This is a genomic window from Arthrobacter sp. MP_M4 (genome assembly GCF_035984855.1).
In the GTDB taxonomy this organism is placed as follows: Bacteria; Actinomycetota; Actinomycetes; order Actinomycetales; family Micrococcaceae; genus Arthrobacter.
In genome coordinates, this window is record NZ_JAXCHX010000002.1 from 353,858 (window position 1) to 380,328 (window position 26,471).

Consider the following 26,471-nt stretch of genomic DNA (forward strand, 5'->3'; position numbering starts at 1 on the left):
AGTAGACGGTTCGTGCCTGGCTCGGTGCGGACCGAGACAGGAGAAATGTGGCCAAGGTCCGCGTACATGAGCTCGCTAAAGAGCTCGGTATTACTTCCAAAGATGCAGTAACCAAACTGCAGGAACTGGGCGAATTCGTTCGCTCTGCCTCTTCCACCATTGAGGCCCCCGTTGTGAGGAAACTCCGCAACGCGTTCCCCGACGCAGCGGCAGCTTCGAAGTCCGAAGCGCCCGCGTCCGCCCCCAAGGCACCCGCCAGCCCCGCGGCAAACCGTCCGGCGCCCGCGCCGGCACCGGCTGCCCCGAAGGCTGCCGACACCACGACTGAGGCTCCGGCAGCGGCTGCTCCGGCTCCGAGCGCGGCCCCGGCGGCTCCCGCCGCACCGGCAGCGCCCGCGGCTGAAGCTCCGGCCGCCCAGGCCCCGGCGGCGCCCTCCACGGGTGTCAAGCCCGGCGCACGTCCGGCTCCCAAGGCTGAAACCCCGGCTGCTCCGGCACGCCAGGGTGGCTCGGCGCCCCGCCCGGGCGGTCCCCGTCCCGGCAACAACCCGTTCGCTACGTCCCAGGGCATGCCCCGGGGCCGCGGCGGCGACAACGAACGACCCTCGCGTCCGGGTAACAACCCGTTCGCTCCTTCCCAGGGCATGCCGCGTCCGGGCGGAAGCCGTACCGAGGGCGAACGCCCCGGCGGCCCGCGCCCCGCAGCAGGCGCTGGTGGTCCCCGTCCCGGTGCTCCGCGCACCGGCGGCGCTCCGGGTGCACGCCCGGGCGCTCCGCGTCCAGCCGGCGCAGCAGGCGCCGGCCGTCCGGCAGGGGCCGGCGGAAACCGTCCGACTCCCGGCATGATGCCTAACCGCACCGAACGTCCCGCACCCGCTGGTGCAGGCCGTCCCGGTGGCGGAGCCCGCGGCCCGGGCCGTCCGGGTGGCGCTCCAGGTACCGGTGCTCCCGGTACCGGTGGCGGCGCTCCGGCCGGCGGAGGCTTCGGCAAGGGTGGCCGCGGTCGCGGTGGCACCCAGGGTGCTTTCGGCAAGGGCGGCGCAGGCCGCGGCAAGCAGCGCAAGTCGAAGCGTGCCAAGCGCCAGGAACTCGAGCAGATGAGTGCCCCGTCGCTGGGTGGCGTAAGCGTTCCCCGCGGCGACGGCAACACCGTAGTCCGGCTGCGGCGTGGTTCGTCCATTACGGACTTCGCTGACAAGATCGAGGCAAACCCCGCCGCGCTGGTGACGGTCCTCTTCCACCTCGGTGAGATGGCTACCGCCACTCAGTCACTGGATGAAGAGACCTTCGCCCTGCTGGGTGAGGAGCTTGGCTACAAGCTCCAGGTCGTGTCACCGGAAGACGAGGAGCGCGAGCTGCTCTCCGGTTTCGACATCGACTTCGATGCAGAGCTCGAGGCCGAAGGCGACGAAGACCTCGAGGCACGTCCTCCGGTTGTCACCGTCATGGGTCACGTTGACCACGGTAAGACCCGCCTGCTGGATGCCATCCGCAAGTCCGACGTTATGGCGGGCGAGCACGGCGGCATCACGCAGCACATTGGTGCTTACCAGGTCACGCACGCTCACGAAGGCATCGATCGCAAGATCACCTTCATCGATACTCCGGGCCACGAGGCGTTCACCGCCATGCGTGCCCGTGGTGCGAAGGTGACCGACATCGCGATCCTCGTGGTGGCAGCGGACGACGGCGTTATGCCGCAGACGATTGAAGCCCTCAACCACGCGCAGGCGGCCAACGTGCCGATCGTGGTGGCCGTGAACAAGATCGACAAGGAAGGCGCCAACCCGGAAAAGGTCCGCGGCCAGCTGACCGAGTACGGCCTGGTTCCGGAAGAATACGGTGGCGACACCATGTTCGTGGAGGTCTCTGCCCGCCAGAACCTGAACATCGACGAGCTGCTCGAAGCTGTCCTGCTGACCGCAGACGCTGCCCTGGACATGCGCGCCAACCCGAACAAGGACGCCCGCGGTATCGCGATTGAAGCCAACCTGGATAAGGGCCGCGGTGCGGTTGCTACCGTGCTCGTCCAGTCCGGTACGTTGCACGTCGGCGACACCATCGTGGCAGGCACGGCCCACGGCCGCGTCCGTGCGATGTTTGACGACGACGGCAGTGCCCTGACCGAGGCCGGCCCGTCCCGCCCCGTCCAGGTGCTGGGTCTGTCCAACGTCCCGCGCGCCGGTGACACCTTCTTCGTGACCGCTGACGAGCGCACCGCCCGCCAGATCGCCGAGAAGCGTGAAGCTGCGGACCGCAACGCCGCCCTGGCCAAGCGCCGCAAGCGCATCAGCCTGGAAGACTTCGACCAGGCCGTCGCCGATGGCAAGATCGACACCCTCAACCTCATCCTCAAGGGTGACGTGTCCGGTGCCGTGGAAGCCCTCGAAGACGCGCTGCTCAAGATCGACGTCGGCGAGGGTGTCCAGCTCCGCGTTATCCACCGCGGTGTCGGTGCGATTACGCAGAACGACGTCAACCTGGCAACGGTCGACAGCGCCGTCATCATCGGCTTCAACGTCAAGCCCGCAGAGCGGGTTGCCGAACTGGCAGACCGCGAAGGCGTGGACATGCGCTTCTACTCCGTCATCTACGCAGCAATCGATGACATTGAGGCGGCCCTCAAGGGCATGCTCAAGCCGGAGTACGAAGAAGTCCAGCTTGGCACTGCCGAAGTCCGCGAAGTGTTCCGTTCCTCCAAGTTCGGCAACATCGCAGGCTCGATCGTCCGCTCGGGTGTCATCCGACGCAACGCCAAGGCCCGTGTCAGCCGCGACGGCAAGATCATCGGTGACAACCTCACCGTTGAGACGCTCAAGCGCTTCAAGGACGACGCCACTGAGGTCCGTACGGACTTCGAGTGTGGTATTGGTCTTGGCTCGTTCAACGACATCACCGAAGGCGACACGATTGAGACCTTCGAGATGCGCGAAAAGCCGCGCGTCTAAAGTGTCCTAGCGTTACAAGGTGCGGGGCCGTTGGGTTTTTCCCGGCGGCCCCCACTTTTCCGCCATAGAGGGCCCCGCCCCTACGCTGGGTGGCCGACGCCTTACGACGTCGGCCACCCAGCTCCGGCAGCGGTGCCAGCCTTCCCAATGCTTGCAAGCTCGCATCGGGTCCCTCGACTGCCGCTTGGATGCCACCCAGGCTGCCGGAAGAATCCAACGGGAGTCCGTCGTAAACTCGCCTTAGGCGCGTGGCAACAAACCCAAACGTGTACGTGAGCCGTTAACGCGCCGTCGTACATCCAAATTTTTTTAGGAGTGGAAATGGCTGATCCCGCACGGGCTGCCAAGTTGGCGCAGCGGATTAGGGTTGTTGTTGCTGAGGCCCTGGGCCGGAGGGTCAAGGATCCTCGGCTCGAGGGCGTCACGGTCACCGATGCACGGGTGACCAATGATCTGCAGCACGCCACGATTTATTACACCGTGTTCGGTGACGAGCTGGCCCAGGCCGAGGCAGCCAAGGGCCTGGAGAAGGCCAAGGGCGTATTGCGCCAGGAAGTTGGCCGCAACGTCACCGTCCGGCTGACGCCTACCTTGGAATTCGTTGCGGACCAGATCCCGGTAGTGGCCTCGAACCTTGAGGAGCTGCTCCGGGCCGCAAAGAAGCGCGACGCCGAGGTAGCCGCCCTCGCTGCCAGCGCCAAGCACGCCGGCGATGCCGACCCTTACAAGAGCGATGTCCCGCAGGACGTGGAGCTCGATGAGGACGACTTCGACGAAGAGGACCAGGACCTCAGCGACGGGAATGTCGTCGACGAGGACAACAGCAAGTAGTCCACTCACGGAGTGGGCCGGCGCTGCCCGGAACTGCAGGAGAATGGCCGGGCCCGGTAAGGGACCGGCCATTCTTGTCCGGTAAGAGAGGCCCGGTCACGACGTCGTTGCGCCGTCGTGACGTCCCACGTCGAGGTCCAGGTGCACAACCTGGCCGTCGGGCGGACCGCCGGCCCCTGGCAAGGCATTGACCGTTGCGTAGAGTGTGCTCCCGCAGAGGTCGATGTCGGCCGTGAAGCTGGCTGCCAGCACCACTGTCTGATCACCGGAGTCGGGGTCGATTCGAAGGACGCCTTCGCCGAACAGAGACGCGACATAAATCTCACCGTTGTCGGCGAGCGCGAGGCCGGTGGGAGACATGATGTTTTCCGCCACGAGCTCCACTTCGTCCTCGTCCGGGTTCACCTTGAAGATCGCCCCGCGCGGGCCCAGTGCCGGATCTTCGGGTCCGCCCGGGAGTGAGGTCACGTACAGGTAGCCGTCAGGGCCGACGGCGACATCGGTCGGGACGGCTTCGAAGTCGTACGTTGTTCCGACGACGCAGTCCGGCAGGCCGTTGGAGGCCGCGGCTTCCGGAGTGATCGTGTACGGCCGCGGCGGCAGGACAGCGACAGTCCTGGTCTTGCCGCTGCCGGCATCAACCGACACCACACTGTTGGCGCCGGCGTCGGCGACGTAGAAGGTTCCGTCGGTGACGGCAATGGCGTACGGATGCGAGTCGACTTCGCCGTCGTAGCTGGCCGGCATGTTGACTGGCAGCTGCGCTGCGCAGCCCTCGGGCAGGTCACGGAAGCCGTACCGGGTGGTGCCGTCGGGGTTTGCGCCAACTTCAAGGGCGGCGAAATCGCCCACAGTGCGCTGGAGCCCGTCTTCGTCGATCACGCGGACGTGGCCGGCCAGTACGGCCGGGTCCGGTCCGGCGCCCTGGCTCTCCAACACGTACCTGGTCCCCTCGTGCTGGGCATTGCCTGAAACGTCCCAGTCCGCGGTTTCGTAGAGGACTTTCTGGTTCCCGCCGGAGTCCACCTGCGTCAGACGGCCGGCGAAAGACTCACTCACCGTGACTGATCCGTGGTGCCCGGCACTGAGGGACAGCGGCCCCACCAGCCTTCCGGTGAGCACCACGGGGGTGTTGTCGGCTGCGCCGCCCGAAGCCGTGGAGGCCGTGGTTGAGGCCACGGCCGAAACCGCGCCGGCGGGCGCTCCGGCGGAGACGAAGACGGCAGCGAGGGCGGCCGTGGCGAGTAATGACAAGTGCTTTCTCATAGTTGGCTCCCGTGGCGAATGATGGCGTATCCATGGTGTCGAGACCACTGAGACCGGTAGCACGGCGGCCGGACGAGTTCCGGCGGCCCCCACTGCGGATATTAGGCCGTCGAAGGAGCAAAGTCGATGGCTCCGCGGGCCCGGAACCCCTGCCTCAGAAGGTGCCGGCCCCGCGTCCACGCGGGGCGTCGGGGGCCGGGGCCTTTGGACTCTAGGCGCGATCCGCGCGGGGGCGTCCCATGAAATCATGACTGCAGGAACTCGGGAAGGCGGCGGGCCGTGGGCTCCACCCTGATCACCTGTCCGAACTGCGGGAAGACCAACCGGGTTCCGGCGGCCGCCACCGGTCATCCCCGGTGCGGCAACTGCCGCAAGGACCTGCCCTGGATTGTCGATGCCGGGGAAACGGACTTCGGTGTCATTGCGGAGCAATCCTCGACGCCGGCCCTCATCGATTTCTGGGCCGCCTGGTGTGGTCCCTGCCGCATGGTCAGTCCCGTGCTGGACAAGCTCGCGCAGGAGCGTGCAGGCCAGGTCAAACTCGTAAAGGTCGACGTCGACAAGTCGCCAGGACTCTCGCGGCGCTTCGAGGTCCAGGCCATTCCAACCATCCTGCTGATCAGGGACCGCAAAGTGGTGGCCCGCCAGGCCGGCGCTCCGCCGGCGGCGGCCCTGCGGCGCTGGCTCGACGACGCCCTGGCGGCGGGGCCGCCGTGACCGTCACCTTGCCCGAGATGGAGAAAACGATGACCGCGATATTGCGCTACGAAGTAGGTTCCGGAACGGTACTGGTCGAAGCCGCGGACGACAGCTTCGGCGTCGAACGGCCCGCGCGAAACGAGCAGGGAATTACCGATGCCGGGCGGCGGCTTGAGGATGCCCTCGCCGCCATCCGGCCAGCGGCCACCGCGGCCGCGGACGTCCTCAAGGAAGTCGGGGCGGAGCACCTGGAGCTTCAGTTCGGCGTGAAGCTGGCCGGTGAGGCAGGGGCCATCATCGCGCGGAACTGCTCAGAGGCCCACTTCATCGTCACGCTCTCTTTCACCCGCGCAGTCCCGCACTCGCAGGCGGAGTCACTCTCACCGGAGGAAGGGATCACGCTGTGAGACAGTCCCCCCGAATGCCACTTTGGCAGGAGGCGCTGGATCAACGACGCCGGCCGCGACCCAAAACGCCCAGGAAGGGCGATCCCATACCGAGCAGGAAACCGAAGTCGTACCAGTTGCCGGCGCGGGCGGTGTTGTAGAAGGCGAACTCGCTCCACTGCCCGAACACATGCACGATCAGCACTATCCACGCCGTAAGTCCGTTCCAAATGCCCCACAACAAGTCTTGCCACCACATGTGCGCCTCCCTGACCGAACGTTGAATCGCCTCGTGCGCTCCGGACGGGAAGTTTCCGGAACCACCGGCGAAGAGCAGAGGCTGCGCTCAGAGTATGCGCTGCCGTGCCGCAACGGTAGGGGACTGCGGCCCCTTAGGCCGCCGGCTCCCGAGGCGATGCGCCGGCCTTCAGCCGACCCGGGCGGGTAACCTGCCGAGGCCTTCCACGAGATCGGCCTGGCTGGTGCAGAGCGCGATCCGGATCCAGCCTTCGCCAATTGAACCAAACGCGGTGCCCGGGGCGAAGGAGACGCCGGACTCCGCGAGAAACGTCCGGACCCAGGCCCGCACATTCCCGCCGCTGGCGTGGGACACATCAGCCCACAGATAGAAAGCTCCCTGCGCCGTCAGGAACGGGATGCCCTTGGACTCCAATACCGCCGAGGCAGCATCCCGGTTGGCCCGGTAGTGCGCGCGGGCGTGGCTGACGTAATCCTGGGGGCCGGTCAACGCCGCCAACGCCGCGTACTGCGACGGTGCGGCGACGCAGGAAACAATCGCCTCCATCACGTTGTTCATTTTCTGCTCCAAACCCGGAGGGCAAACCAGCGCACCGATACGGAGCCCGGTCAGACCGTACGTTTTGGAAAGGGTGAGCGAGGTGAACACCCGTGCTTCGCCCGGCGCGTCACTGTCGAAGCGGGCAGGGCTTACATGCGGGACGTCGTAAGTGAACGCTTCGTAGCATTCGTCGGAAATGATCCAGAGGTCACGCCGGACCGCCAGTTCCACGAGGCTGCGGGTGAGCTCTTCACCCAGGACCGCGCCCAGCGGATTGGAGGGCGAATTCAGGATCAACACCTTGGTTCGAGCGGTGATCAGTTCCTCGATGTCCTCGATCCGGGGCTGGAAATCGTGCTCGGGATACAGCGGGTACTGCACCGGGACGGCGTGCAGCAGGCTGGAGGTCATGGCGAAGGTTGGATAGCCCGGATTGGGGATCAGGATTTCGTCGCCAGGGGAGAGCAGCATGCTCATCGCGAAATGCAGGCCCTGCTGGGCGCCGTCAACAACGTACACGCGGTCCGCTCCGACCGGCGTCGCGTTGTGCTCCCGGAACCTGGCCGCAAACGCCTCCCGCAGGGCCGGTATGCCGGCGTTGGGGGTGTAATTCGTTTCGTCGCGGTCCAGGCAGGCCATCCCGGCCTCGAGGATATGGCGGGGCACAGCGAAACCTGGTTCGCCGATGCTCAGCACGATGGCGCCAGGCGTTCGCCAGGCGGCTTCGGTGATTTCGCGGATCTGGTTTACGGGGACGTCGCGGACGTGGGCAGCAAGCTCGGGCATGTCTGCCATCCTAGCTGCCGCAACTGCTCCGGCGCCGGGTGCCACCGTGGCGCAGATATACTGGGAAGCGTGCTTTCTGGACTGGTAATAGTGGACAAGCCGCAAGGCTGGACCAGCCACGACGTGGTTGGACGGATGCGGCGGCTCGCCGGTACCCGGAAGGTGGGCCACGCCGGCACCCTGGATCCCATGGCAACGGGCGTTCTGGTGGTCGGGATTAATAAGGCGACCCGCCTGCTCACCTACATTGTGGGCACCTCCAAGACCTATACAGCGACCATCCGGCTCGGGGAATCCACCATCACCGACGACGCCGAGGGTGAGGTCACTGCCGTCCGCAGCGCCGCCGCCGTAACCGAAGAAGCGGTCCGCTCCGGCGTCGCCGCCCTGACCGGAGAGATCCAGCAGGTTCCCAGCAGCGTCAGCGCCATTAAGGTCAACGGCGAGCGCGCCTACGCCCGTGTCCGCTCCGGCGAGGAAGTCACGTTGGCAGCCCGGCCGGTCACCATTCACCGCTTCGAGGTCCACGGGCTCCGTCCGGTGCGCGAGGGTGAGGTGCTGGATGTGGACGTCACCGTGGAATGTTCCTCCGGCACGTACATCCGGGCGTTGGCCCGCGACCTCGGCGGGGCGCTCGGCGTCGGCGGCCACCTGACAGCGCTGCGCCGTACCCAAGTGGGCCCCTACACGCTGGACCAGGCGCGCACCCTCGAACAGCTCGCTGAGGAACTCGACGTACTGGAGATGTCCCTGGCCGCCCGGGCGCTCATGCCCAACCGTGAACTCAGCGAGGCGGAAACCACCGAGATTTCGTTTGGCCGCAGGATCGCTGCGGGGGCGGACGCCGGGACCCCACACGCTGCCACGGCGGACAATCCGGCAGCGGCCTTTGGCCCGGACGGAACCCTCGTGGCCCTGCTCGCGGACAAGGGGGGCTACGCCAAGCCGGTGCTGGTCTTCGCGCCGGACAACGAGAAGCGCGCCCCGAAGCAGTCCCCGACCGAAAAGCAGGCCGGGACCTAGTGGACGCGTACTTCTACATCGTTCTGGTGGTGGGGCTGATCTCCACCGTCCTCTGCCTCTCCGCCGGCATCTTCAAGAAGGCTCCCAACGACACGACGATCCTCTCGGTCGCCGCCGTCGAGCTCTCCCTGCTGGTATACCTCGTCGGTTCGATCATCCGGGTCGCGGGCGGGGAGCAGATCGCGGGGGAGCCGTGGGAGTTCTGGGGCTACCTGCTGACGGCACTGCTCCTGCCGGTCGGAGCGGTGTACTGGGCCATCCTGGAACGCACCCGTTGGAGCAACTTCGTGTTGGCCGCCGTCGGCGTCACCGCTCTGGTGATGGCGGCCCGAATGAATCAAATCTGGTACTGACGTGGAAGAGGCAGAGAACGTGACGGCAAAACCCTCGCAGGAGCACATCGGAACCACGCCCAACCCGGCGCCGGGTCCGGCGGCCGCTGGAACCAAGCGGGATACCCGCAACACCGGCCCGGGCCGGCTGCTGATCGCCGTCTACGCGGTGTTCGCTATCTCGGCGACAGCTCGGGCCGGTTACCAGATTCTCACCAAGTTCTCCGAAGCGCCGGTGGCCTATCTGCTGTCGGCGTTCGCCGCCGTCGTCTATCTCGTGGCGACTGTCTCCCTCGCCAAAGCCGGCCGTACCTGGTTCAAGGTCTCCGTGGCAGCGGTGCTCGTGGAACTGGTAGGTGTGTTGGTAGTCGGCGCACTCAGTGTCTTCGACTCGGTCAACTTCCCGCACGAGACCGTCTGGTCCCTGTTTGGTCGCGGCTATGCGTTCATTCCGCTGCTGCTGCCAGTCCTCGGCCTCATCTGGCTGTACCGCCGCCGTCCGGCGCCGAAGCAGCCCCGGGAGTCCTAGCCGGGGTGCTTAGTCCGGTCCTGCGTCGAGCCCCAACAGCCTGCGACGCAGGACCGGCCAGGCCGCTCCGAAGCCGGGATGCAATTCCTTGTCGCCGACGAGCTCAACCGGCACCCACTGCAGCTCCAGGCTTTCCGGGTCGCTGATTTCCGGTTCAAACGCCTCCACAACCTCGACGGCGACGGTGGTGTAGGTCCAATATCCGATGTCGAAGACCGAGGTGAACAGTACGCGGACGTTTTCCGGCGGGACGGCAGCTTCTTCTTTTGCCTCGCGCAGAGCGCCGTGGACAGCCTCTTCGCCCTGGTGCAAGGCTCCGCCCGGGAGTCCCCAGGTGCCGCCCTGATCGCTCCACAGGGCGCGGTGCTGGAGCAGGATGCCCTTGGCGGAGTCGTGGACGAGAAGGCCCGCCGAGCCAAAGCGCCCCCAGAACCGTCCGCGGTTTCCCTCAACCCAGGCGTCACCGGGATCACGGGGTCCGTGGGGGCGGCGCAACTCGATGGGAAGCTCGGTCAGTGCGGCGGGGAGCTGTGAGTCGCTGGGCCGCGCGTCGTGGGGGAGCGCCGGGCTCGAGGTCGGGGCAACAGGGCTGTCCATGCCCCCAGTTTCCCACGGCACTGCCCGTATCGGCCGGAGTGTGACTTCGCGGGGCTGGTCTTGACGCCCGGGTGAACCCCGCCCGTACCCGGGCCGAACAGCCCGGGACCGTTACTGTCACACCTCAAAAGTACTGTTGAGTCATGGAAGCCGTTGGAGATTTCATCCTGGAACAGGCCACCCGGCCTGGCGCGGGAATACTCCTTGGCATTCCCCGGATTGTGCCCGTTACTGTCACACCTCAAAAGTACTGTTGAGTCATGGAAGCCGTTGGAGATTTCATCCTGGTACAGGCCGCCCGGCCTGGCGCGGGGATCCTCCCTGGCATTCCCCGGCTCGCGCCCGTTCCTCCCGAGGCGGAGGGCTTGAGCCGTGCCCTGGATGGGGCGCTTGCCCTGCTGCGGTCCTGCAACGGGACTGCTGTGGCTGATGCGGCGCTGTTCGGAGTGGCCGCAGCCTCCGACTTTGCCGGCCGCGTGGAGGAGTTGTCCCGCATGGCCGAATACTTCCAGCTTGTGGCCGCGGCGGCGGTCGACCGGACCCGGAGCCAGGCAGCGGCCGGTCCCAGGACTGCCGCCCAGAAGTTTGGTTCCAACGCGCCTGCCGGTTGGTTGACTGGCTGGAATACAGAGGCGAGTGCGCCGAGAAATACTCCGTCCGAAACCATCTGGAACGATTCGGGAGGCGCTGATCCTTCCTCTGGAGGAGTGGACGACGGGTACCGGAACACCGCGGAATTCCTGCGGGCGCGGTTACGTATCAGTGCCCCGGAAGCCCGACGCCGGCTGGCCCTCGTGGCGGACGTCCTGCCGCGCACGGGCCTGTTGGGCCAGCCCTTGCCGGCCGCGAAAGGGGAACTCGCGGCCGTGGTCGCTTCGGGGGACATCAGCTCACGGGCGGCGACCATCATCAGCCTCTCCCTGGACCAGGTCCGGCACGTGTCCGCACCCGAGGATGCCGCGCGGATGGAGCATGCGCTCACCCGGACGGCGATTGAGAACGACCAGGACTTCCTGACCCGGATCGCCAAACGCTGGACGGACGCCCTGGACCAGGACGGCGAGGAACCCGGCGAGCAGGAACTGCGCCACCGCCAGGGCGCCTTCATCCGACGGGTACACCGCGGACTGCAGCATCTGGAACTCTTCGCCACGACCGAACAGTTCGAACACATACTCTCAGTCATGAACACCGCCACCAACCCGCGGACAGGCGCCGCATCCGGGCCCGACGTGGACGACGCCGCCTCCCCAACGGGGCCCCGGGCCGGTTCCGCCGTCGACGGCGATGCCGACGACGCTGCTGCAGCGGAACGGCTCGATCAGCGCACCCGGCCGCAGCGGCTCCTAGACGGTCTCGTCGGTGGCTGCAAAGTTGCCCTCGCCGCCGGAGACCTGCCCGCCGCGGGAGGGCTGCGCCCGCAGGTGATGGTCACCGTTGACTACCGTGACCTGCTGGAACGGCTCGGCGGCGCCGACGCGAAGACCCGCGCCCCGGGGTCCAACGCCGGGACACTGCTGTTCACCGGACCTATCACCGCCTCGACAGTGCGCAAGATCGCTTGCGACGCCGACATCATCCCGATTGTGCTGGGTGGACAAGGCCGGATCCTCGACATCGGTCGCGCCTCGCGGGTTTTCCCGCCGCACGTCCGCAAGGCCATCACCGCGCGCGACCAGGGCTGTGCCTTTCCCCAGTGCACCATTCCGGCGCCCTGGTGCGAGGCCCACCACATCAACTATTGGTCCCGCGGCGGAAGCACCGGGGCAGGCAACGGAACGCTGCTCTGCTCGCATCACCATCACGTCGTCCACAAGGAACATTGGACCATCCAACTGCGAAGCGGCGTCCCGTGGTTCATCCCGCCTCCGCACGTCGATCCGCGCCAGGTGCCACGACGAAACCGCTACTTCCGGCTGGAGTGAGGCTGGGTATGGGCGCCGGCGGGGCGCTCTGCCGTTGGCTGGAAGAGCGAGCGAGGCTGGCCTGCTGCGGCGAGACCGCCCTCGGTGTCGAGCCCGACGACGCGGCGGCACAAAGGCTCGGCGTTTCCGAACGGCATGCGTCACCCGAACGACGGCTCAACTGGATGCGGGCGGAACGGTTTCAGGGCCCCAAACGAGACACCCCTTAAGCAAGGGGTCAATAATTGGATGCCGTCCGAGTGCCATTTATCAGGGTGCGGCGAATGTCCCACTGAGCGAATTTTCCGAGGATGTGGACTTTGTATTCGTTCTTACCTCTGCCGCCACCGTGATGGGGCTTAAGTATCTGGTCTACGAGTTCGCGGTGGGGGCCTTCGCCGGGACCTGGAGGAATCGTGCCATCTGGCTTTGCTACTACGCCGGTTATGCAGCCGCGTTGATAATCGACTTGGCTTCGATATTTGCGGGTCGAAACCCATATCAGATTGGGGCCTGGCAATTCAGGCCGCAGCCTTCCAAACTCCATTGGTCCTCATCGCATCGGCGGGCGCCATCGCAGCCATTGTTCTTGGAAAGACATGCCTCCCATAACCGGGGCTGCCGCGGCTCCCTGATCGTTGCGCTAGTCGGCTCTGCGCCGCAAAGCCCAAGGTCTGCGGGCTACCCAGGGCTAGCGGAACTGAGCAAAGACGCGCACCGGTTCAGGACGAAAATCCGATCCCTCGGTGAAGCCGAGGGACTCGTAGAAGGCACGCTGCCCGGGATCGTTGTCGGTGAGCAGCACGAACTGCCGGACGTGCTGGTAGCGCCAGCGCACAGCTTCCAGCAGCGCGCGGCCGGCACCTGATTTCTGGAAAACCGGGTCTACGAGGATGTCCTGCAGGTAGCAGATGGTCGCATCGTCGGAGATCGCCCGGGCCATCCCAACCAGCGCCCCGCCGCTATTGCGGGCCGTGACTACGAAGGACGAACCGCGGACGGCCGCGGCCAGAACCTTGGGTTCCCGGGTATACGCACCCCAGCCCACAGATTCGTACAACGCCTGCACCTCGGGATCGGAAAAGGGGCCGCCGGCAAGGACTGTGAACTCTGACATCGGATCAGTGTGGCACACAGGTCTGCCCCGGGCCGCAGGTGAGGTGCTAGCGTATGGCCGATGCGCAATGCAGGCAGGGCCCTACGGGGCGGTCATCCCGGGGGAGGAACCATGAATGCATCCGTGATTGTCCGCCAGTGCGAGGCGGGAGATCTTTCCTGCCTTGTCCGGCACGAACCTCCGAACTCACGGATCGCCGAGGGTTTCCTGGAACGGCAGACGTCCGGGGAGTTGATCTACGCCACGGCCTGGACAGGGACAACCCCGCACGGCGGGGCTGTCCTGGATTTTCGAACCGGGCCTGTCCCTGAGCTGAAGCATCTCTTCGTGTATCCCGGCAGCAGGGGAGCGGGGATAGCCGGAGCGCTCTGCCTCTGGCTGGAGGAGCAAGCAAGGCTGGCCGGTCACAGCGAGATCATCCTTGGCGTCGATCCAGGCAACGCGGCGGCACTCCATCTCTACCTGGGCCTTGGCTACCGGCCGACCGGCGCCGCCGCGACGTATTCGTACGAAGCTTTGAGCGCCGCCGGCAACCGAACCCTCGCCACGGAAACAGCCGACTGGTACCGCAAACCACTCGGAACCATCAAGGCTGGCAGCGCCTCCGAACCGCTCCCGGCCGCACCCTCCCGCGTTCTCTTCTACGGTGTGTGCGGGAGCGGCAAGTCCTCTGCCGCCCGGGCCTACGCTCAGGCCACCGGGCTGCCCGAGTTCTCTGCGGATGATGACATTGGCTGGCTGCCCGGGTGGCAGCAGCGCACCGTCGAGGAGCAACGGGACCTCGCCGCCGCGGTTGCAGCCCAGGACCGCTGGGTACTGGACAGTGCTTACGGGGTGTGGCGGGACGTTGTCCTGCCGCGGCCGGAGCTCGTCGTCGGCCTGGACTATCCGCGCTGGCTTTCGCTGGCCCGGCTGGTACGCCGCTCGCTGCGCCGGGCCGTGACCCGGGAACCGGTCTGCAACGGGAACCAGGAAACCCTTGCCCGGCTGTTCATCCACGACTCGATCATCCGGTGGCATTTCCGGTCGTTCACACGGAAACGGCAGGTGATGCGCAGTCTCCATTCGGATCCAGCGATGCCGCCCGCGATCCTGTTCCGCCATCCCCGTCAGCTCGACGCCTGGCTCGCGCAGCTGTCCGACACGGGAACTGGGTCTAAGCGGGCCGAAAGCCTCTGACCGGACGACGGCGGACGGCGGCTACGCTGGATTTATGGCAGGACTCAAGGCCGCACGGGAGCTGCGGAAGGCTGAACGCGCGTCCCTGCTAAGGGCCGTCAAAGCATTCCACACCTTCGCCTGGCTCACGATCGAGGCCTGTATGGTCTACGTCCTGTATGCCGGCGCCCGCGGCCGTACCGACCGGAGGGTGGGCCTGGCTGCGGGCGTCGTCACGGCCGAAACCCTGGTCTTTGCCGCCAACGGGTTCCACTGCCCCCTCACCGCCGTGGCCAAGGACCTTGGCGACGAAACGGGCTCCGTCACCGATATTTACCTGCCACGGTGGTTCGCGCGGAATCTCCCTGGCATCCACGTTCCGCTGATTCTGGCCGCCGTGCTGCTGCACTGGCGGAATCACCGCGCCGCGGGCGGCACCACCGCGCACCTCAGCCCCGGCACGTCAACGGGCGCCGTTGACCGACCCATCGCCGGGCGCCGTTGACCGACCCATCGCCGGGCGCCGTTGACCGGCACGTCAACGGGCGCCGTTGACCGGCACGTCAACGCGCGCCGTTGACCGACCCATCGCCGGGCGCCGTTGGCGGCGCTGGCTTTACTGCCCGGGGAGGTGGGGGGAAGCGGCTGATGGGCGGGCGCGAGGATCTGTCGGCCATGCCAGCCTCACCCATTGCGGCGATGCGGGTCGCCCACCTGTTGGCCGTCGGCCAGGAGCAGTTGAACCTGTTCGGCAGCCCGGGACACCGGCCAGCCGTGATCAACCACAAGACGCGCGACGCGCAAACGTTGGCGTGGAGTCAGCGCGGCATTAGCGTGGGACATTGAGGACCTCCTGGTCACTGCAGCGGTTGTCCAAGCAACTCCACTGTGCAACCGGAGGTCCTCACCCATCAGTCAATGACTCCAGCGGGTCATCACATTCACCGAACCAACGCCCCGGGGCAGGACAGCTAGCGCAGTGGCTCGCCCTTGAGGTCAACGCGGAAACGCTCGATCACCCTGTTGGTTGCTGTGTCGATGATGACCACCGAGTCCGCCGGCCAGGACGGATCGGGAACCACTGTATAGGGGACATCCGTGATGAGGGTGGGTCGCCCGGCGCCGTTGATCTTCCGGCTGAAGGCATCGACCACGACGTTGGTCCTGGTATTGCTGGCAACAGTTTCCTGGCGGAGTCCGGCATTGCCGCCGCTGGCCGGTGTGGCGTTCCACCAGCCTTCGTAGCCGCCCACCGCCGGTTACGCCGGCGCCGACCGGGACAGCTGCGGTGTACCGGCGTTTCCAGCGTTCCCGGCAGCTTCGGCCGCGCCGCCGCAGGCGCTCAACGACACTCCCGCCGCGAGCATCACACAAACAGCCGCAAGCTGTGGCGCTCTGGCCGCTAAACCCACAATTACGTCCCCCAACAACGTCCCCATCCGGCGGTCTCCGGCGCGGATGGGATGACCCTGCCGGCCTCGTCACCGGGAACCAGCGACAGGGATGAACGGTGGCCTGCCTGGCAACTCCGGGCAGGTCCGCGGCCTACTTCTTCCCGAACAGGCCGCCCAGGATCCCGCCGAACCCGCCGTCGTCATTCTTGCGCTCCACCGGCTGGCTCTCCGGAAGGTCGACGTCGATCACCTCGCCGGGGCGTGGCGCGCCGCCGGTGGGCTGGCCCTGCGGATAGGCCTGCGGCTCCAGCGGAGAGTTCCGTCCCGCAGCAGGAACCGCATCGGGCACGGCTGCCGGCGACGACGGCTGGCCGCCGCCGAGCAGCCCGCCCAGCAGATCGCCAAGCCCGCCCATCCCGCCAGCGCCGCCGGCGGCAGCGCCCCCGACGCCGCCCAGGATCCCGCCCAAAATCCCACCGAGGTCAATGCCACCGGCCTGCCCTGATGCGCCCGTCCCAGCGGACCCAGCCGCGCCGCCAGCGCCGGGAGTCTGTCCGCGGCCGCCGAGGACCTTCTTCGCCAGGTAGGACATTACGATCGGGGCAAGGATCGGCAGCAGTTTCTTGATCATGTCCCCGCCCACGCCGCCGAGTTGGGAGGTCCCGGCCAGCTGGCTAACCACCTGGTCCTGCTGACCGCCGAAGACATGGCTCACGATCTTTTCACCGTCCGCGGTATCCACCTGCGACACATCGACTCCGCCCTCGATCAGCCCGTTCTGGTGCTGGTTGAGCGCGGACTCCAGTGATGCGGCGCCGTCGGAGGCTTGGGCATTGCTGTGCATGCCTGCCAGCAGCGTGGGCACGGCGGCCTCCACTGCGGCCTGCGCGGTCTGCCGGTCCGTACCGAGCATGCCGGCAATCTGGTCCACCGGGATCTGGCTCAGGATGTCTTGGAGCTCGGTCATAGGGTACTCCTTCGACCGCACCGCGGTGCGGGCCTCATAGAAAACGGCGCCCGCTCAGACGCCGCCGGATTGTTTGCCCTTGCATCGTAGTCCGGCCCTCCCGCACGCGGAAGGACGTTGCCCCGGTGCCCGGCAGTGCCGTCGGAAGGCCGCCGGGTTTGCGGGTAATCTAGGAGAGTTCCGGAGCCTGCAGATCACTCCGGAGGTGCACATGGCAGGAAGCAAAAGGCGAGGTTGATGGTCCACATCTGGAACGATCCGTCCGAAGTCCCGGCGGACTTCGGTCCATCCGTCGTTACGTTCGGCAACTTCGACGGTGTGCACCGCGGGCACCAACAGGTGCTCTCTCAACTCATCCGGGTTGCCCGCCTCAACCACGCCCGCGCCGTCGCCATCACGTTCGACCCCCACCCGGCGCAGGTGCACCGGCCCGAATCCGCTCCGGAACTGATCATGGGACTGGAAGACAAACTGGCCGCGATCGGCGAGCTTGGCCTCGACGCCGTTCTCGTCATGAAGTACTCCCTGGAGCTGGCCAGCCTCACTCCCGAAGAGTTCGTGTCCACCGTCCTCGTTGGCAGTCTTAACGCGAGCCACGTGGTGATCGGCCACGACGCCCGCTTCGGCCGGAACAACTCCGGAGACCTCGCTACCATGCAGGAACTTGGCCGTAAGCTCGGCTTCGAGGTGCTGGTCATCAGCGAATTCGGTTCAGAGGGCTTTCCGCTGCACCCCGAAGACCAGGCCGGTGGCGCAGCCGACGGCGGCGCCCGGGACGCCGACGGCGGGGCGAACCGCCGTTGCTCCTCGACCTGGGTGCGGGAGGAACTGCGGGCCGGCGACGTCGCCACCGCGGCCGCCGTCCTGGGAAGACCGCACCGGATGCGCGGTGAAGTGGTCCACGGCGCCGCCCGCGGGCGCGACCTTGGTTTCCCCACCGCCAACCTGGCCTCCACTGCAAGCGGCTACATTCCCGCGGACGGTATCTACGCCGGCTGGCTCGTGGACCAGGGCGGCACCCGCTGGCCTGCCGCCATCTCCGTCGGTTCCAACCCAACGTTCGACGGCGTCAGCCGGCAGGTCGAGGCCCACGTGATTGACCGGCCAAAAGAAGCCGTCGAGGACTTTGATCTGTACGGCCAGACAGTGGTCGTGGAATTCGTCGCCCGGCTGCGGGGGATGGTGGCGTACCGTGGCCCTGAGGCATTGGTGGACCAGATGCGTCTGGACGTCGTCCAGGCCCACGACATTCTGTTCGCGCGCTAGCGCGCTGAGCTGTTCGCACCCGGCCGCAGCGCCGGACGCCCTGCCGGTACGCCGGCCGGTTCCGACGCCGGCCGGCCCGGTGATGGACGGATAATTGGCCCAGGAAGGCAAAGACGTGACAATTGAGAAAAATACGCGGGAGCTGGACAAGGACATAGTCCGGGACTTCAGCTCCCGGATGAGCTATGCGTCCTACCTGCAACTGCCGACGCTCCTGAGTGCCCAGCAGCCGGTCAGCGCGCCGGAGCACCATGACGAGATGCTGTTCATCATCCAGCACCAGACCACGGAACTCTGGCTCAAGCTGGTGCTGCACGAACTCCGCAGCGCCGCTGCGTGGCTCCGCTCCGACGACCTCGGATCGGCGCTGAAGGCGATCGCCCGGGTCAAACACATCCAGAAGACCCTCACGGAGCAATGGTCCGTCCTGGCCACCCTTACCCCCACCGAGTACTCGCAGTTCCGCGGGTTCCTGGGCAACTCCTCCGGCTTCCAGTCCAGCCAGTACCGCGCGGTGGAGTTCCTGCTGGGCAACAAGAACCGCAAGATGCTGCCGGTATTTGAGTCCGACGCCGAGGCCCATGCGATGTTGCTGGAAATCCTTGAGTCCCCGAGCATTTATGACGACTTCCTTGCCTACTTGAAACGGCAGGGCTTCGACGTCCCGGCGGCACTGTTGGAACGGGACGTCACCAAAGCCCACGAGTTCTGCCCGGAACTGGTCCCGGTGTTCAAATACATCTACGAAAACGCCGCGGACAACTGGGGCGCCTACGAGGCCTGCGAGGAACTCGTGGACCTGGAGGACAACTTCCAGCTGTGGCGGTTCCGGCACCTGCGCACAGTACAGCGCACCATCGGCATGAAGTCCGGCACCGGCGGATCCAGCGGCGCTGCCTTCCTGCAAAAAGCCCTCGAACTGACCTTCTTCCCCGAGCTCTTCGCCGTCCGGACGGAAATCGGCCAGTGAGCGCCCTGCAGCCGGAAACAGCAGGCGCCGCACCGCAGGACAGTGCCCTGCTCGAACGCGCCCGGGAACTCGACGCCGCCGACCCGCTCGCCGCCCTCCGCACCCACTTCGTCGGCACCGACACGGACCTGTCCTATCTGGACGGCAACTCCCTGGGCCGGCCGCTCAAGCGCACCGTCACGGACATCAGCAGCTTCATCCAGGACAGCTGGGGTGGCAGGTTGATCCGCGGCTGGGACGAGGAATGGCTGGAATTGCCGGAATCCATCGGTGACCAGCTGGGCAGGGCCGTCCTCGGCGCCGCCGCCGGGCAGACCATCATCGCCGACTCCACCACTGTGGTGCTCTACAAAATGATTCGGGCCGCCCTCGCCGCCGTCACGGACCCGGCGCGCACCGAAATCGTGCTGGACACCGAGAATTTCCCCACCGACCGTTACCTTGTCGAGGGCATCGCCCGCGAAGAAGGACTGACGCTGCGGTGGATCGACGCAGATCCCGCCTCCGGCGTCACCGTGGACCAGGTGCGGGCCGCCGCCGGCCCGGCCACCGCCGTCGTGGTCCTAAGCCAGATCGCCTACCGCTCCGGATATCTCGCCGACCTTCCGGCCATCACCGCTGCCGTGCACGACGCCGGTGCGCTGGTCGTGTGGGACCTGTGCCACTCCGCCGGGTCGGTGGAGATTGCCCTGGACGCCGCCGACGTCGACTTCGCCGCCGGCTGCACCTACAAATACCTCAACGGGGGACCAGGCTCGCCGGCGTTTGCCTATGTTAACGCCCGGCACCTGCCCGGCCTGCAGCAGCCGATCTGGGGCTGGATGGGCCGGAAGGACGCCTTCGAGATGGGACCCGGCTACGAGGCTGCCGCCGGGATCCGCGGTTTCCTCAGCGGCACCCCGGCGGTTTTCGGGATGCTCGCCATGCGCGGCACCCTGGACCTGCTCGAGGAAGCGGGCATGCCCGCGGTCCGGGACAAGTCACGGCTGCTGACCGCGTTCGCCGTCGAACTCCACGAGGCCTGGCTCGCCCCGGCAGGGGTCCAGCTCTCAACCCCGCGGGAGCCGGAACGGCGCGGCAGCCACATCACCGTGGACCACCCGGCGTTCCGGGAAATGACGGCCGCGCTCTGGGAGCAGGACGTCATTCCGGATTTCCGGGCGCCGCAGGGCCTCCGGATCGGGCTGTCCCCGCTGAGCACGTCCTTCACCGAGGTGTACCGGGGCATGGCCGCCATCCGGGAACGGCTGCACCCGGGCGGAGCCGGGAAGTAGCAGGACCGGCCGTTTCGACAAGATTGGCGGCGTGCCGGTAAACTAGGCGTTGGATCCGGCTGCAGTCCGTGGCGGCTGGCTCTTGTTGTGTAGAGGACATCCTCTCCTCGGAGGCGAACCACTCGGCGCAACACCCCCGGCAGTGAGTTACTGATTCGGGCCTCACGGCACATCTCTAGGAGTTATCGTGGCACTTGAAGCCGCTGTAAAGCAGTCCATCATTCAGGATTTCGCAACGTCCGAGGGCGACACCGGTTCGCCGGAGGTCCAGGTTGCAGTCCTGACTCAGCGGATCAAGGATCTCACTGAGCACATGAAGGTGCACAAGCACGATTACCACACCCAGCGCGGTCTGCTGGCCATGGTTGGTCGTCGCAAGCGCATGCTGACCTACCTCAAGAACACTGACATCACCCGCTACCGTGCGCTCATCGAGCGTCTCGGCCTGCGCCGCTAGTCAGCTCTAAGGGGCGGCCCCTTCCGGATCGGAAAGGGCCGCCTTCTTCACCCAAAACTCAACAGGAGGATCAACCGCATCACGCATTCGCGGTCTTCGGTAGTGACTTCCGGGAACGGCTTCAAGGATTGAAGCCCAGGCCCGTGGGTCTCGATCGATGACCGGGTGCAGTGCAGGCCAGCAGACAGACGCTGGACTGGGTTGATGCGGCTGGGCTCCGTGAACCATGAAACGGAGGTGACTCTCTATGGAGGGTCCCGAAATCCAGTTCTCAGAAGCAGTCATTGACAATGGCCGCTTCGGCAAGCGTGTAATCCGCTTTGAAACCGGCCGCCTTGCCAAGCAGGCAGCCGGCGCAGCGATGGTCTACCTCGACGAAGAGACAGCCCTGCTGTCCGCCACCACCGCCGGAAAGCACCCGCGTGAAGGATTCGACTTCTTCCCGCTGACTGTCGACGTCGAAGAGCGCATGTACGCCGCCGGCCGCATCCCGGGTTCGTTCTTCCGCCGCGAGGGCCGCCCGTCCACGGAAGCAATCCTTGCCTGCCGCCTCATGGACCGCCCGCTGCGTCCGACCTTCGTCAAGGGCCTGCGCAACGAGGTCCAGATTGTCGTCACCGTGCTGTCCATCAACCCGGACGAGCTCTACGACGTCGTAGCGATCAACGCTTCCTCGATGTCCACCCAGCTCTCCGGCCTGCCGTTCTCCGGCCCGATCGGCGGCGTCCGCGTCGCCCTGATCGCCGATGAGCACGGTTCGCAGTGGGTTGCGTTCCCGAAGCACTCACAGCTGGAGAACGCCGTCTTCAACATGGTCGTTGCCGGCCGCGTCAAGGACGACGACGTCGCCATCATGATGGTCGAAGCCGAAGCCACCGACAACTCCTGGAACCTCATCAAGGAACAGGGCGCCACCGCCCCGACCGAAGAAGTTGTGTCGGAAGGACTCGAGGCGGCCAAGCCGTTCATCAAGGCCCTCTGCGACGCACAGTCGGACCTGGCGGCACGCGCCGCCAAGCCCACCGTTGAGTTCCCGGTCTTCCTGGACTACCAGGACGACGTCTACGCCGCTGTGGAGTCCGCTGCCGCCCAGAAGCTGACCGCCGTCTTCCAGATCGCCGACAAGCAGGAACGCGACACCGCGTCCGATGCGCTCAAGGACGAGGTCACCTCTTCCCTGGCCGGCCAGTTCGAAGGACGCGAGAAGGAGCTGTCCGCAGCCTTCCGTTCCGTCACCAAGCAGGTTGTGCGCCAGCGCATCCTCACGGACCAGATCCGCATCGACGGCCGCGGCCTGACGGACATCCGCCAGCTCACCGCCGAGGTGGAAGTTCTGCCCCGCGTCCACGGCTCCGCCATCTTCGAACGCGGCGAGACCCAGATCATGGGTGTCACCACGCTGAACATGCTCAAGATGGAACAGCAGATTGACTCGCTGTCTCCCGTGACGCGCAAGCGCTACATGCACAACTACAACTTCCCGCCGTACTCCACCGGCGAGACCGGGCGCGTCGGGTCCCCGAAGCGCCGCGAAATCGGCCACGGTGCTCTCGCAGAGCGCGCCATCATGCCGGTGCTGCCGTCCCGCGAGGAATTCCCGTACGCCATCCGCCAGGTGTCTGAGGCTCTCAGCTCCAACGGTTCGACGTCGATGGGTTCCGTCTGCGCCTCCACGCTGTCCCTCCTCAACGCAGGTGTGCCGTTGAAGGCCGCCGTTGCCGGTATCGCCATGGGCCTGGTCTCCGACCAGGTTGACGGGCAGACCCGCTACGCCGCCCTGACCGATATCCTCGGCGCCGAAGATGCTTTCGGTGACATGGACTTCAAGGTCGCCGGTACCGCTGAGTTCGTCACGGCCATCCAGCTGGACACGAAGCTTGACGGCATCCCGGCCTCGGTCCTGGCAGCCGCCCTGAAGCAGGCCCGCGAAGCGCGCCTGCACATCCTGGACGTCCTGAACTCCGCGATCGACACCCCGGACGAGCTGTCCGAGTTCGCGCCGCGCGTCATCGCGGTCAAGATCCCGGTTGACAAGATCGGCGAGGTCATCGGCCCGAAGGGCAAGATGATCAACCAGATCCAGGAAGACACCGGAGCCGACATCTCGATCGAGGACGACGGAACGGTCTACATCGGCGCCACGAACGGCCCGTCTGCCGACGCAGCACGGTCCGCCATCAACGCCATCGCCAACCCGCAGATCCCGGAAATCGGCGAACGCTACCTGGGTACGGTCGTCAAGACCACCACCTTCGGTGCCTTCGTGTCCCTGACTCCGGGCAAGGACGGTCTGCTGCACATCTCCGAGCTGCGCAAGATCGCCGGCGGCAAGCGCGTGGACAACGTCGATGACGTCGTCTCCGTCGGCCAGAAGATCCAGGTGGAAATCACCAAGATCGACGACCGCGGCAAGCTCTCCCTCTCGCCCGTTGTGGCCGACGAGGCAGGCTCCGAGGACGCCGACGCCGCTGAAGTCTCCCTGGAGACCGCAGAGTAGTCTGAGCTGAATCAAGGGGCGGGGCCGGTGGATTATCCACCGGCCCCGCCGCCGTTAACGCCGGCGGCCACGGCGGCCGGCGTCGCCGCCGGCTGCGGTGCCGCGGCCGGACTGTGGGGGCGGTGTCCCGCTGGTACGATGGCAGGCAGATTTGGCATGTTTTTACTGAAAGGCCTTGATGACTGTCGTCCCCCTGCCCCTTGAGCAGAACCAGCACGCTGACACCCTGATCCACGGAGCCGACGGCGGTTCAGAGGTGCGCCGTTCGGTCCTGCCCGGCGGCGTCCGGGTGCTCACTGAAGCGATGCCGGGCCAGCGTTCGGCCACCATCGGCTTCTGGGTCGGCGTCGGCTCCCGCGACGAGGCGACCGGGCAGCACGGCTCCACCCATTTCCTGGAGCACCTGCTGTTCAAAGGCACCAAGCGGCGCACTGCCCTGGAGATCGCCTCGGCCTTCGACGAAGTCGGCGGGGAATCCAACGCCGCCACGGCCAAGGAAAGCACCTGCTACTTCGCCCGCGTCCTGGATACTGACCTGCCGATGGCCATCGACGTCATCGCGGACATGATCACGGGCGCCGTGCTGGACCCGCAGGAAATGGAGCAGGAACGCGACGTCATCCTCGAGGAGATCGCGATGGACAGCGATGACCCCACCGACGTTGCCCACGAACACTTCGTCGCCGCCGTGCTGGGCACCCACCCGCTCGGCCGTCCGATCGGCGGCACCCCGGACGCCATCCGCGCCGTCGCCCGCGACGCCGTCTGGGACCACTACCGCCGCTACTACCGCCCGGACGAGCTCGTCATCACCGCCGCCGGCGGACTGGACCACGACGTCGTCTGCGGGCTCGTCGTCGATGCCCTGCACTCCGCCGGTTGGAGCCTCGAGCCGGAGGCCGCGCCGGTGCAGCGCCGCTCCACCGACCGTGCAGCTATCACCGGCACCGCAGGACTGCATGTGGTCAAGCGGCCGGTGGAACAAGCCAACATCATCATGGGCTGCCCCACCATCGTCGCTACCGACGACCGCCGCTTCGTCATGAGCGTGCTCAATGCAGTACTGGGCGGCGGCATGTCCTCCCGGCTGTTCCAGGAGGTCCGGGAGAAGCGCGGCCTCGTCTATTCGACCTACTCTTTCGCTTCTTCGTACGCCGACGCCGGCTACTTCGGCATGTACGCCGGCTGCACGCCGTCGAAAGTCCGGCAGGTGCTGGACCTCCTCGGCGCCGAACTGGACAACCTCGCCGGGGGCGGCATTTCCGAGGAGGAACTGCGCAAAGCAGTCGGGCAGTTGTGCGGCGGAATCGTGCTGGCCCTGGAGGACACCGGGTCGCGGATGTCCCGCCTGGGCCGGGCCGAACTGGTGTCCGGTGAATACCAGGACATCGACGAGACCCTGCGTCAGATCAAGGCTGTCACCGCCGCCGAAGTCCAGACGCTGGCACGCGAACTCGCGGCCGCCCCGCGGACCGTCACGGTGGTCGGCCCCTTTGAGGAAACCGAGACGTTCGGGCTCTGACCCGCTGCCTTCGGGCGCCAGCGGTTCCCCAACCGTCCCTCCGGCCGCCGTCCCGCCGTCTTTACACCCGCCCGGCCCGGCGGAATGATAAGGGCAGGGGCACGGGAGCCTACTCGGAGGACGCATGGAGCGAGAACTGCCAGGCAGCGCACCCGAGGCGCTTGAGGCGTTCCTCGGGCAGTGGAGCGGAACCACCCAGTGGGAAGCCACGGCGTGGGGGCCGGCCCGGACCGCTGCGGCCGAGGTTGTGTTTGCCCGCGCCGCCGCCGGCCTCGCTGTGACCATGAGCTACCGCCACACCGAGTCCGATGGCTCCCGGACCGACGGTATCGGCGCCTTCACGATGGACCCGGACCACCCCGACACCCTGTGGTACCACGTCAACAGCATGGGATTGCCGCCGGAGGCGCCTGCCAGGGCAAGCTGGCAGGGCGGAACCCTGACCATTGAACGGCGCAGCGACCGCGGCACCGCCCGCCACACCCTGACCATAACCGACGGCATGTTCACGCACGCCGCAGGTTTACGGCTGGGTCATGCCAGCGGATTCATTCCTTTCATGACCACGCTGTGCCGCCGGGTCGTGAACCCGGCGCCTGGTCCTGCCTGACCGCGGGGCCGCGGCCGCAGCAACGCGCTGCCTGCGCCCTACGGAATGCCGTCCCACGCGGAGGACCTCGCCGCGGTGCTGGGCGCGCTCAGCACCGGGCCCGTCGTGGTGGCGGGACACTCCACGGGCGCCTTCGCGTTTCTGGTCCTCGCGAACCTGTTCCCCGAGCGCGTGCGGTCCCTGGTGCTGGTCGACGGCGGACTGCCGCTGCAGGTTCCGGTGGAACTGAGGGACGAACAGATCGTGGCCGCCGTGCCGGGTCCCGCGGCGGAGCGCCTGAACGCCACCTTCGCCAGCCGGGAGGTGTACCGCAGCTTCTGGAAACAGCACCCGGCTTTCAGCGCTGACTGGGGCCCTTCGTGGAGGACTATGTCGACTACGACCGCACCGGAGAGGAACCATTGCTCCGGCCGGCCACCCAGGACCGGGCCATGGCCGATGACACCGGGGAACTGCACGGTGGCGCCTTCCTCCTGAGAGCCTGGACGAACTGGCGGTGGAGACCCTCGTGCTGCGGGCACCGCGCGGGCTGCTTAACGAGCCCGGCGGCCTGTACGCGCCCGGCTACCTGGCCGCCTGGGCGGGGAAATTACCGGCCTTGACCGTCCGGGAAGTTCCGGAGTTCAACCATTACACGATCATTATGGGCGCGGCCGGGCTGCTGCCGTCGCGGAGACTGTCCGGGAGGCCCTGGCCGCAGCCTGAGCCCCGGCGGCCAGTGCAGTCGGAACGTCAGAGGGCTTCCTCCAGGATCCTGGTTTTCGGGGCGCCCTGGAGGGCAGGTGCCGCCGCCGGGGAGGTCCAGACGTTCGCCTCAAGGTTGGCCAGCAGTGCTTCCGCCTGGGACCGAAGCGTGAAGTCGAGTTCGACCACAACGTAAAGCGGGTCCTCCACCGGCCGGCTAATCCGGTGCGCGATCACGCCCGACGCCGCCCGGTCGACTGGATCCCGGTCAAACGCGCTCTTCCAGAGACCAAAATCCGCAATGCCGTGCTCAATCTGCAACGTGTACATGCCAATCCCTCCTGCCTTGTCCTGTGCCCCTGAATGCGGGGATATTTCACGGTAGGCGCGTCCCGGCACCTCGGAAATCCCAGAAATCTGGTGACGGCGGCCGGACTCAGCGCCGGATGACCGGA

The 26,471-nt window shown here is 66.7% G+C and carries 25 protein-coding genes and 2 pseudogenes; 18 read left to right on the forward strand and 9 right to left on the reverse strand.

The window, feature by feature from the left end; all coding sequences use genetic code 11:
• Nucleotides 1-47 precede the first annotated feature (47 nt).
• Nucleotides 48-2,948: a translation initiation factor IF-2 gene (gene infB, locus RCH15_RS04045; RefSeq protein ID WP_326958277.1), complete on the forward strand. Its 2,901-nt coding sequence runs from the start codon at nt 48-50 to the stop codon at nt 2,946-2,948.
• A 321-nt stretch (nt 2,949-3,269) separates the two neighbouring features.
• Entirely contained in the window at nt 3,270-3,779 is a 510-nt protein-coding gene (rbfA, locus tag RCH15_RS04050; RefSeq protein ID WP_326958279.1) for a 30S ribosome-binding factor RbfA, read from the forward strand.
• Between the two features lie 96 nt (nt 3,780-3,875).
• Here the strand turns inward: rbfA and RCH15_RS04055 are convergent, their stop codons facing one another.
• Nucleotides 3,876-5,045 carry a ScyD/ScyE family protein gene (locus RCH15_RS04055; RefSeq protein ID WP_326958281.1) on the reverse strand — a complete coding sequence of 390 codons (1,170 nt, stop codon included), beginning with the start codon at nt 5,043-5,045 and terminating at the stop codon, nt 3,876-3,878.
• 279 nt (nt 5,046-5,324) lie between these two features.
• On the opposite strand from RCH15_RS04055, the gene trxA reads away from it, so the two are divergent.
• Together trxA and RCH15_RS04065 are read left to right on the forward strand one after the other, a co-directional pair.
• Nucleotides 5,325-5,762 (forward strand): thioredoxin, encoded by a 438-nt coding sequence (gene trxA / locus RCH15_RS04060; RefSeq protein ID WP_326958283.1) that lies wholly within the window; start codon nt 5,325-5,327, stop codon nt 5,760-5,762.
• 29 nt (nt 5,763-5,791) lie between these two features.
• On the forward strand, nt 5,792-6,151 hold the full coding sequence (locus tag RCH15_RS04065) for a CU044_2847 family protein (protein ID WP_326958285.1): 360 nt from the start codon (nt 5,792-5,794) through the stop codon (nt 6,149-6,151).
• Between the two features lie 40 nt (nt 6,152-6,191).
• Here RCH15_RS04065 and RCH15_RS04070 read toward each other — a convergent pair whose 3' ends face one another.
• A complete protein-coding gene (locus RCH15_RS04070; protein ID WP_326958287.1) occupies nt 6,192-6,389 on the reverse strand; it encodes a hypothetical protein in 198 nt (65 codons plus the stop codon).
• A gap of 168 nt (nt 6,390-6,557) precedes the next feature.
• Nucleotides 6,558-7,715, reverse strand: coding sequence for a pyridoxal phosphate-dependent aminotransferase (locus tag RCH15_RS04075; protein WP_326958289.1), 1,158 nt, complete (start codon nt 7,713-7,715; stop codon nt 6,558-6,560).
• Nucleotides 7,716-7,784: 69 nt separating this feature from the next.
• Between RCH15_RS04075 and truB the strand changes: the two genes are divergently transcribed.
• From truB to RCH15_RS04090, 3 genes are read left to right on the forward strand one after another with little or no spacing between them, the layout of a single operon-like run.
• The gene (gene truB / locus RCH15_RS04080) at nt 7,785-8,738 is read left to right on the forward strand and encodes a tRNA pseudouridine(55) synthase TruB (RefSeq protein ID WP_326958291.1); all 954 of its coding nucleotides are present in this window, start codon (nt 7,785-7,787) and stop codon (nt 8,736-8,738) included.
• A complete protein-coding gene (locus RCH15_RS04085; RefSeq protein ID WP_326958293.1) occupies nt 8,738-9,091 on the forward strand; it encodes a hypothetical protein in 354 nt (117 codons plus the stop codon). Before truB ends, RCH15_RS04085 begins: the two co-directional genes overlap by 1 nt.
• Nucleotides 9,092-9,137: 46 nt before the next feature.
• Nucleotides 9,138-9,599 (forward strand): hypothetical protein, encoded by a 462-nt coding sequence (locus RCH15_RS04090; RefSeq protein WP_326958497.1) that lies wholly within the window; start codon nt 9,138-9,140, stop codon nt 9,597-9,599.
• 9 nt (nt 9,600-9,608) lie between these two features.
• On the opposite strand, the gene RCH15_RS04095 is transcribed toward RCH15_RS04090, so the two are convergent.
• Nucleotides 9,609-10,196, reverse strand: coding sequence for an NUDIX domain-containing protein (locus RCH15_RS04095; protein ID WP_409017183.1), 588 nt, complete (start codon nt 10,194-10,196; stop codon nt 9,609-9,611).
• Nucleotides 10,197-10,456: 260 nt separating this feature from the next.
• Between RCH15_RS04095 and RCH15_RS04100 the strand changes: the two genes are divergently transcribed.
• Nucleotides 10,457-12,121: an HNH endonuclease signature motif containing protein gene (locus RCH15_RS04100; protein ID WP_326958295.1), complete on the forward strand. Its 1,665-nt coding sequence runs from the start codon at nt 10,457-10,459 to the stop codon at nt 12,119-12,121.
• A gap of 670 nt (nt 12,122-12,791) precedes the next feature.
• Here the strand turns inward: RCH15_RS04100 and RCH15_RS04105 are convergent.
• Nucleotides 12,792-13,217 (reverse strand): GNAT family N-acetyltransferase, encoded by a 426-nt coding sequence (locus RCH15_RS04105; RefSeq protein ID WP_326958297.1) that lies wholly within the window; start codon nt 13,215-13,217, stop codon nt 12,792-12,794.
• A 111-nt stretch (nt 13,218-13,328) separates the two neighbouring features.
• Between RCH15_RS04105 and RCH15_RS04110 the strand changes: the two genes are divergently transcribed.
• Together RCH15_RS04110 and RCH15_RS04115 are read left to right on the forward strand one after the other, a co-directional pair.
• Nucleotides 13,329-14,396 (forward strand): GNAT family N-acetyltransferase, encoded by a 1,068-nt coding sequence (locus tag RCH15_RS04110; protein WP_326958299.1) that lies wholly within the window; start codon nt 13,329-13,331, stop codon nt 14,394-14,396.
• 34 nt (nt 14,397-14,430) lie between these two features.
• The gene (locus RCH15_RS04115) at nt 14,431-14,880 is read left to right on the forward strand and encodes a hypothetical protein (protein WP_326958301.1); all 450 of its coding nucleotides are present in this window, start codon (nt 14,431-14,433) and stop codon (nt 14,878-14,880) included.
• Nucleotides 14,881-15,028: 148 nt separating this feature from the next.
• On the opposite strand, the pseudogene RCH15_RS04120 reads toward RCH15_RS04115, so the two are convergent.
• From RCH15_RS04120 to RCH15_RS04130, 3 genes and pseudogenes are all read right to left on the reverse strand, one after another.
• Nucleotides 15,029-15,218: pseudogene (locus RCH15_RS04120) on the reverse strand (helix-turn-helix domain-containing protein); the annotation flags it as partial.
• Between the two features lie 128 nt (nt 15,219-15,346).
• Nucleotides 15,347-15,628, reverse strand: a complete 282-nt coding sequence (locus RCH15_RS04125) for a hypothetical protein (RefSeq protein ID WP_326958303.1) — start codon at nt 15,626-15,628, stop codon at nt 15,347-15,349.
• A 292-nt stretch (nt 15,629-15,920) separates the two neighbouring features.
• Nucleotides 15,921-16,736, reverse strand: coding sequence for a DUF937 domain-containing protein (locus RCH15_RS04130; protein ID WP_326958305.1), 816 nt, complete (start codon nt 16,734-16,736; stop codon nt 15,921-15,923).
• Between the two features lie 237 nt (nt 16,737-16,973).
• Between RCH15_RS04130 and RCH15_RS04135 the strand changes: the two genes are divergently transcribed.
• From RCH15_RS04135 to RCH15_RS04170, 8 genes and pseudogenes are all read left to right on the forward strand, one after another.
• Nucleotides 16,974-18,002 (forward strand): bifunctional riboflavin kinase/FAD synthetase, encoded by a 1,029-nt coding sequence (locus RCH15_RS04135; protein WP_326958307.1) that lies wholly within the window; start codon nt 16,974-16,976, stop codon nt 18,000-18,002.
• Nucleotides 18,003-18,117: 115 nt separating this feature from the next.
• Entirely contained in the window at nt 18,118-18,972 is an 855-nt protein-coding gene (gene kynA / locus RCH15_RS04140) for a tryptophan 2,3-dioxygenase (RefSeq protein ID WP_326958309.1), read from the forward strand.
• A 5-nt stretch (nt 18,973-18,977) separates the two neighbouring features.
• On the forward strand, nt 18,978-20,246 hold the full coding sequence (gene kynU, locus RCH15_RS04145) for a kynureninase (protein WP_326958501.1): 1,269 nt from the start codon (nt 18,978-18,980) through the stop codon (nt 20,244-20,246).
• Between the two features lie 187 nt (nt 20,247-20,433).
• Complete coding sequence (gene rpsO / locus RCH15_RS04150; protein ID WP_104063120.1) at nt 20,434-20,703, forward strand: 30S ribosomal protein S15; 270 nt, start codon at nt 20,434-20,436, stop codon at nt 20,701-20,703.
• 247 nt (nt 20,704-20,950) lie between these two features.
• Nucleotides 20,951-23,200: a polyribonucleotide nucleotidyltransferase gene (locus RCH15_RS04155; RefSeq protein WP_326958312.1), complete on the forward strand. Its 2,250-nt coding sequence runs from the start codon at nt 20,951-20,953 to the stop codon at nt 23,198-23,200.
• Nucleotides 23,201-23,378: 178 nt separating this feature from the next.
• Entirely contained in the window at nt 23,379-24,722 is a 1,344-nt protein-coding gene (locus RCH15_RS04160) for a M16 family metallopeptidase (protein ID WP_326958314.1), read from the forward strand.
• A gap of 124 nt (nt 24,723-24,846) precedes the next feature.
• On the forward strand, nt 24,847-25,332 hold the full coding sequence (locus RCH15_RS04165) for a DUF1579 domain-containing protein (RefSeq protein ID WP_326958316.1): 486 nt from the start codon (nt 24,847-24,849) through the stop codon (nt 25,330-25,332).
• 15 nt (nt 25,333-25,347) lie between these two features.
• A pseudogene (locus tag RCH15_RS04170) lies at nt 25,348-25,809 on the forward strand (alpha/beta fold hydrolase); the annotation flags it as partial.
• Nucleotides 25,810-26,064: 255 nt separating this feature from the next.
• Here RCH15_RS04170 and RCH15_RS04175 read toward each other — a convergent pair.
• On the reverse strand, nt 26,065-26,346 hold the full coding sequence (locus RCH15_RS04175; protein WP_326958320.1) for a hypothetical protein: 282 nt from the start codon (nt 26,344-26,346) through the stop codon (nt 26,065-26,067).
• Nucleotides 26,347-26,471 lie beyond the last annotated feature (125 nt).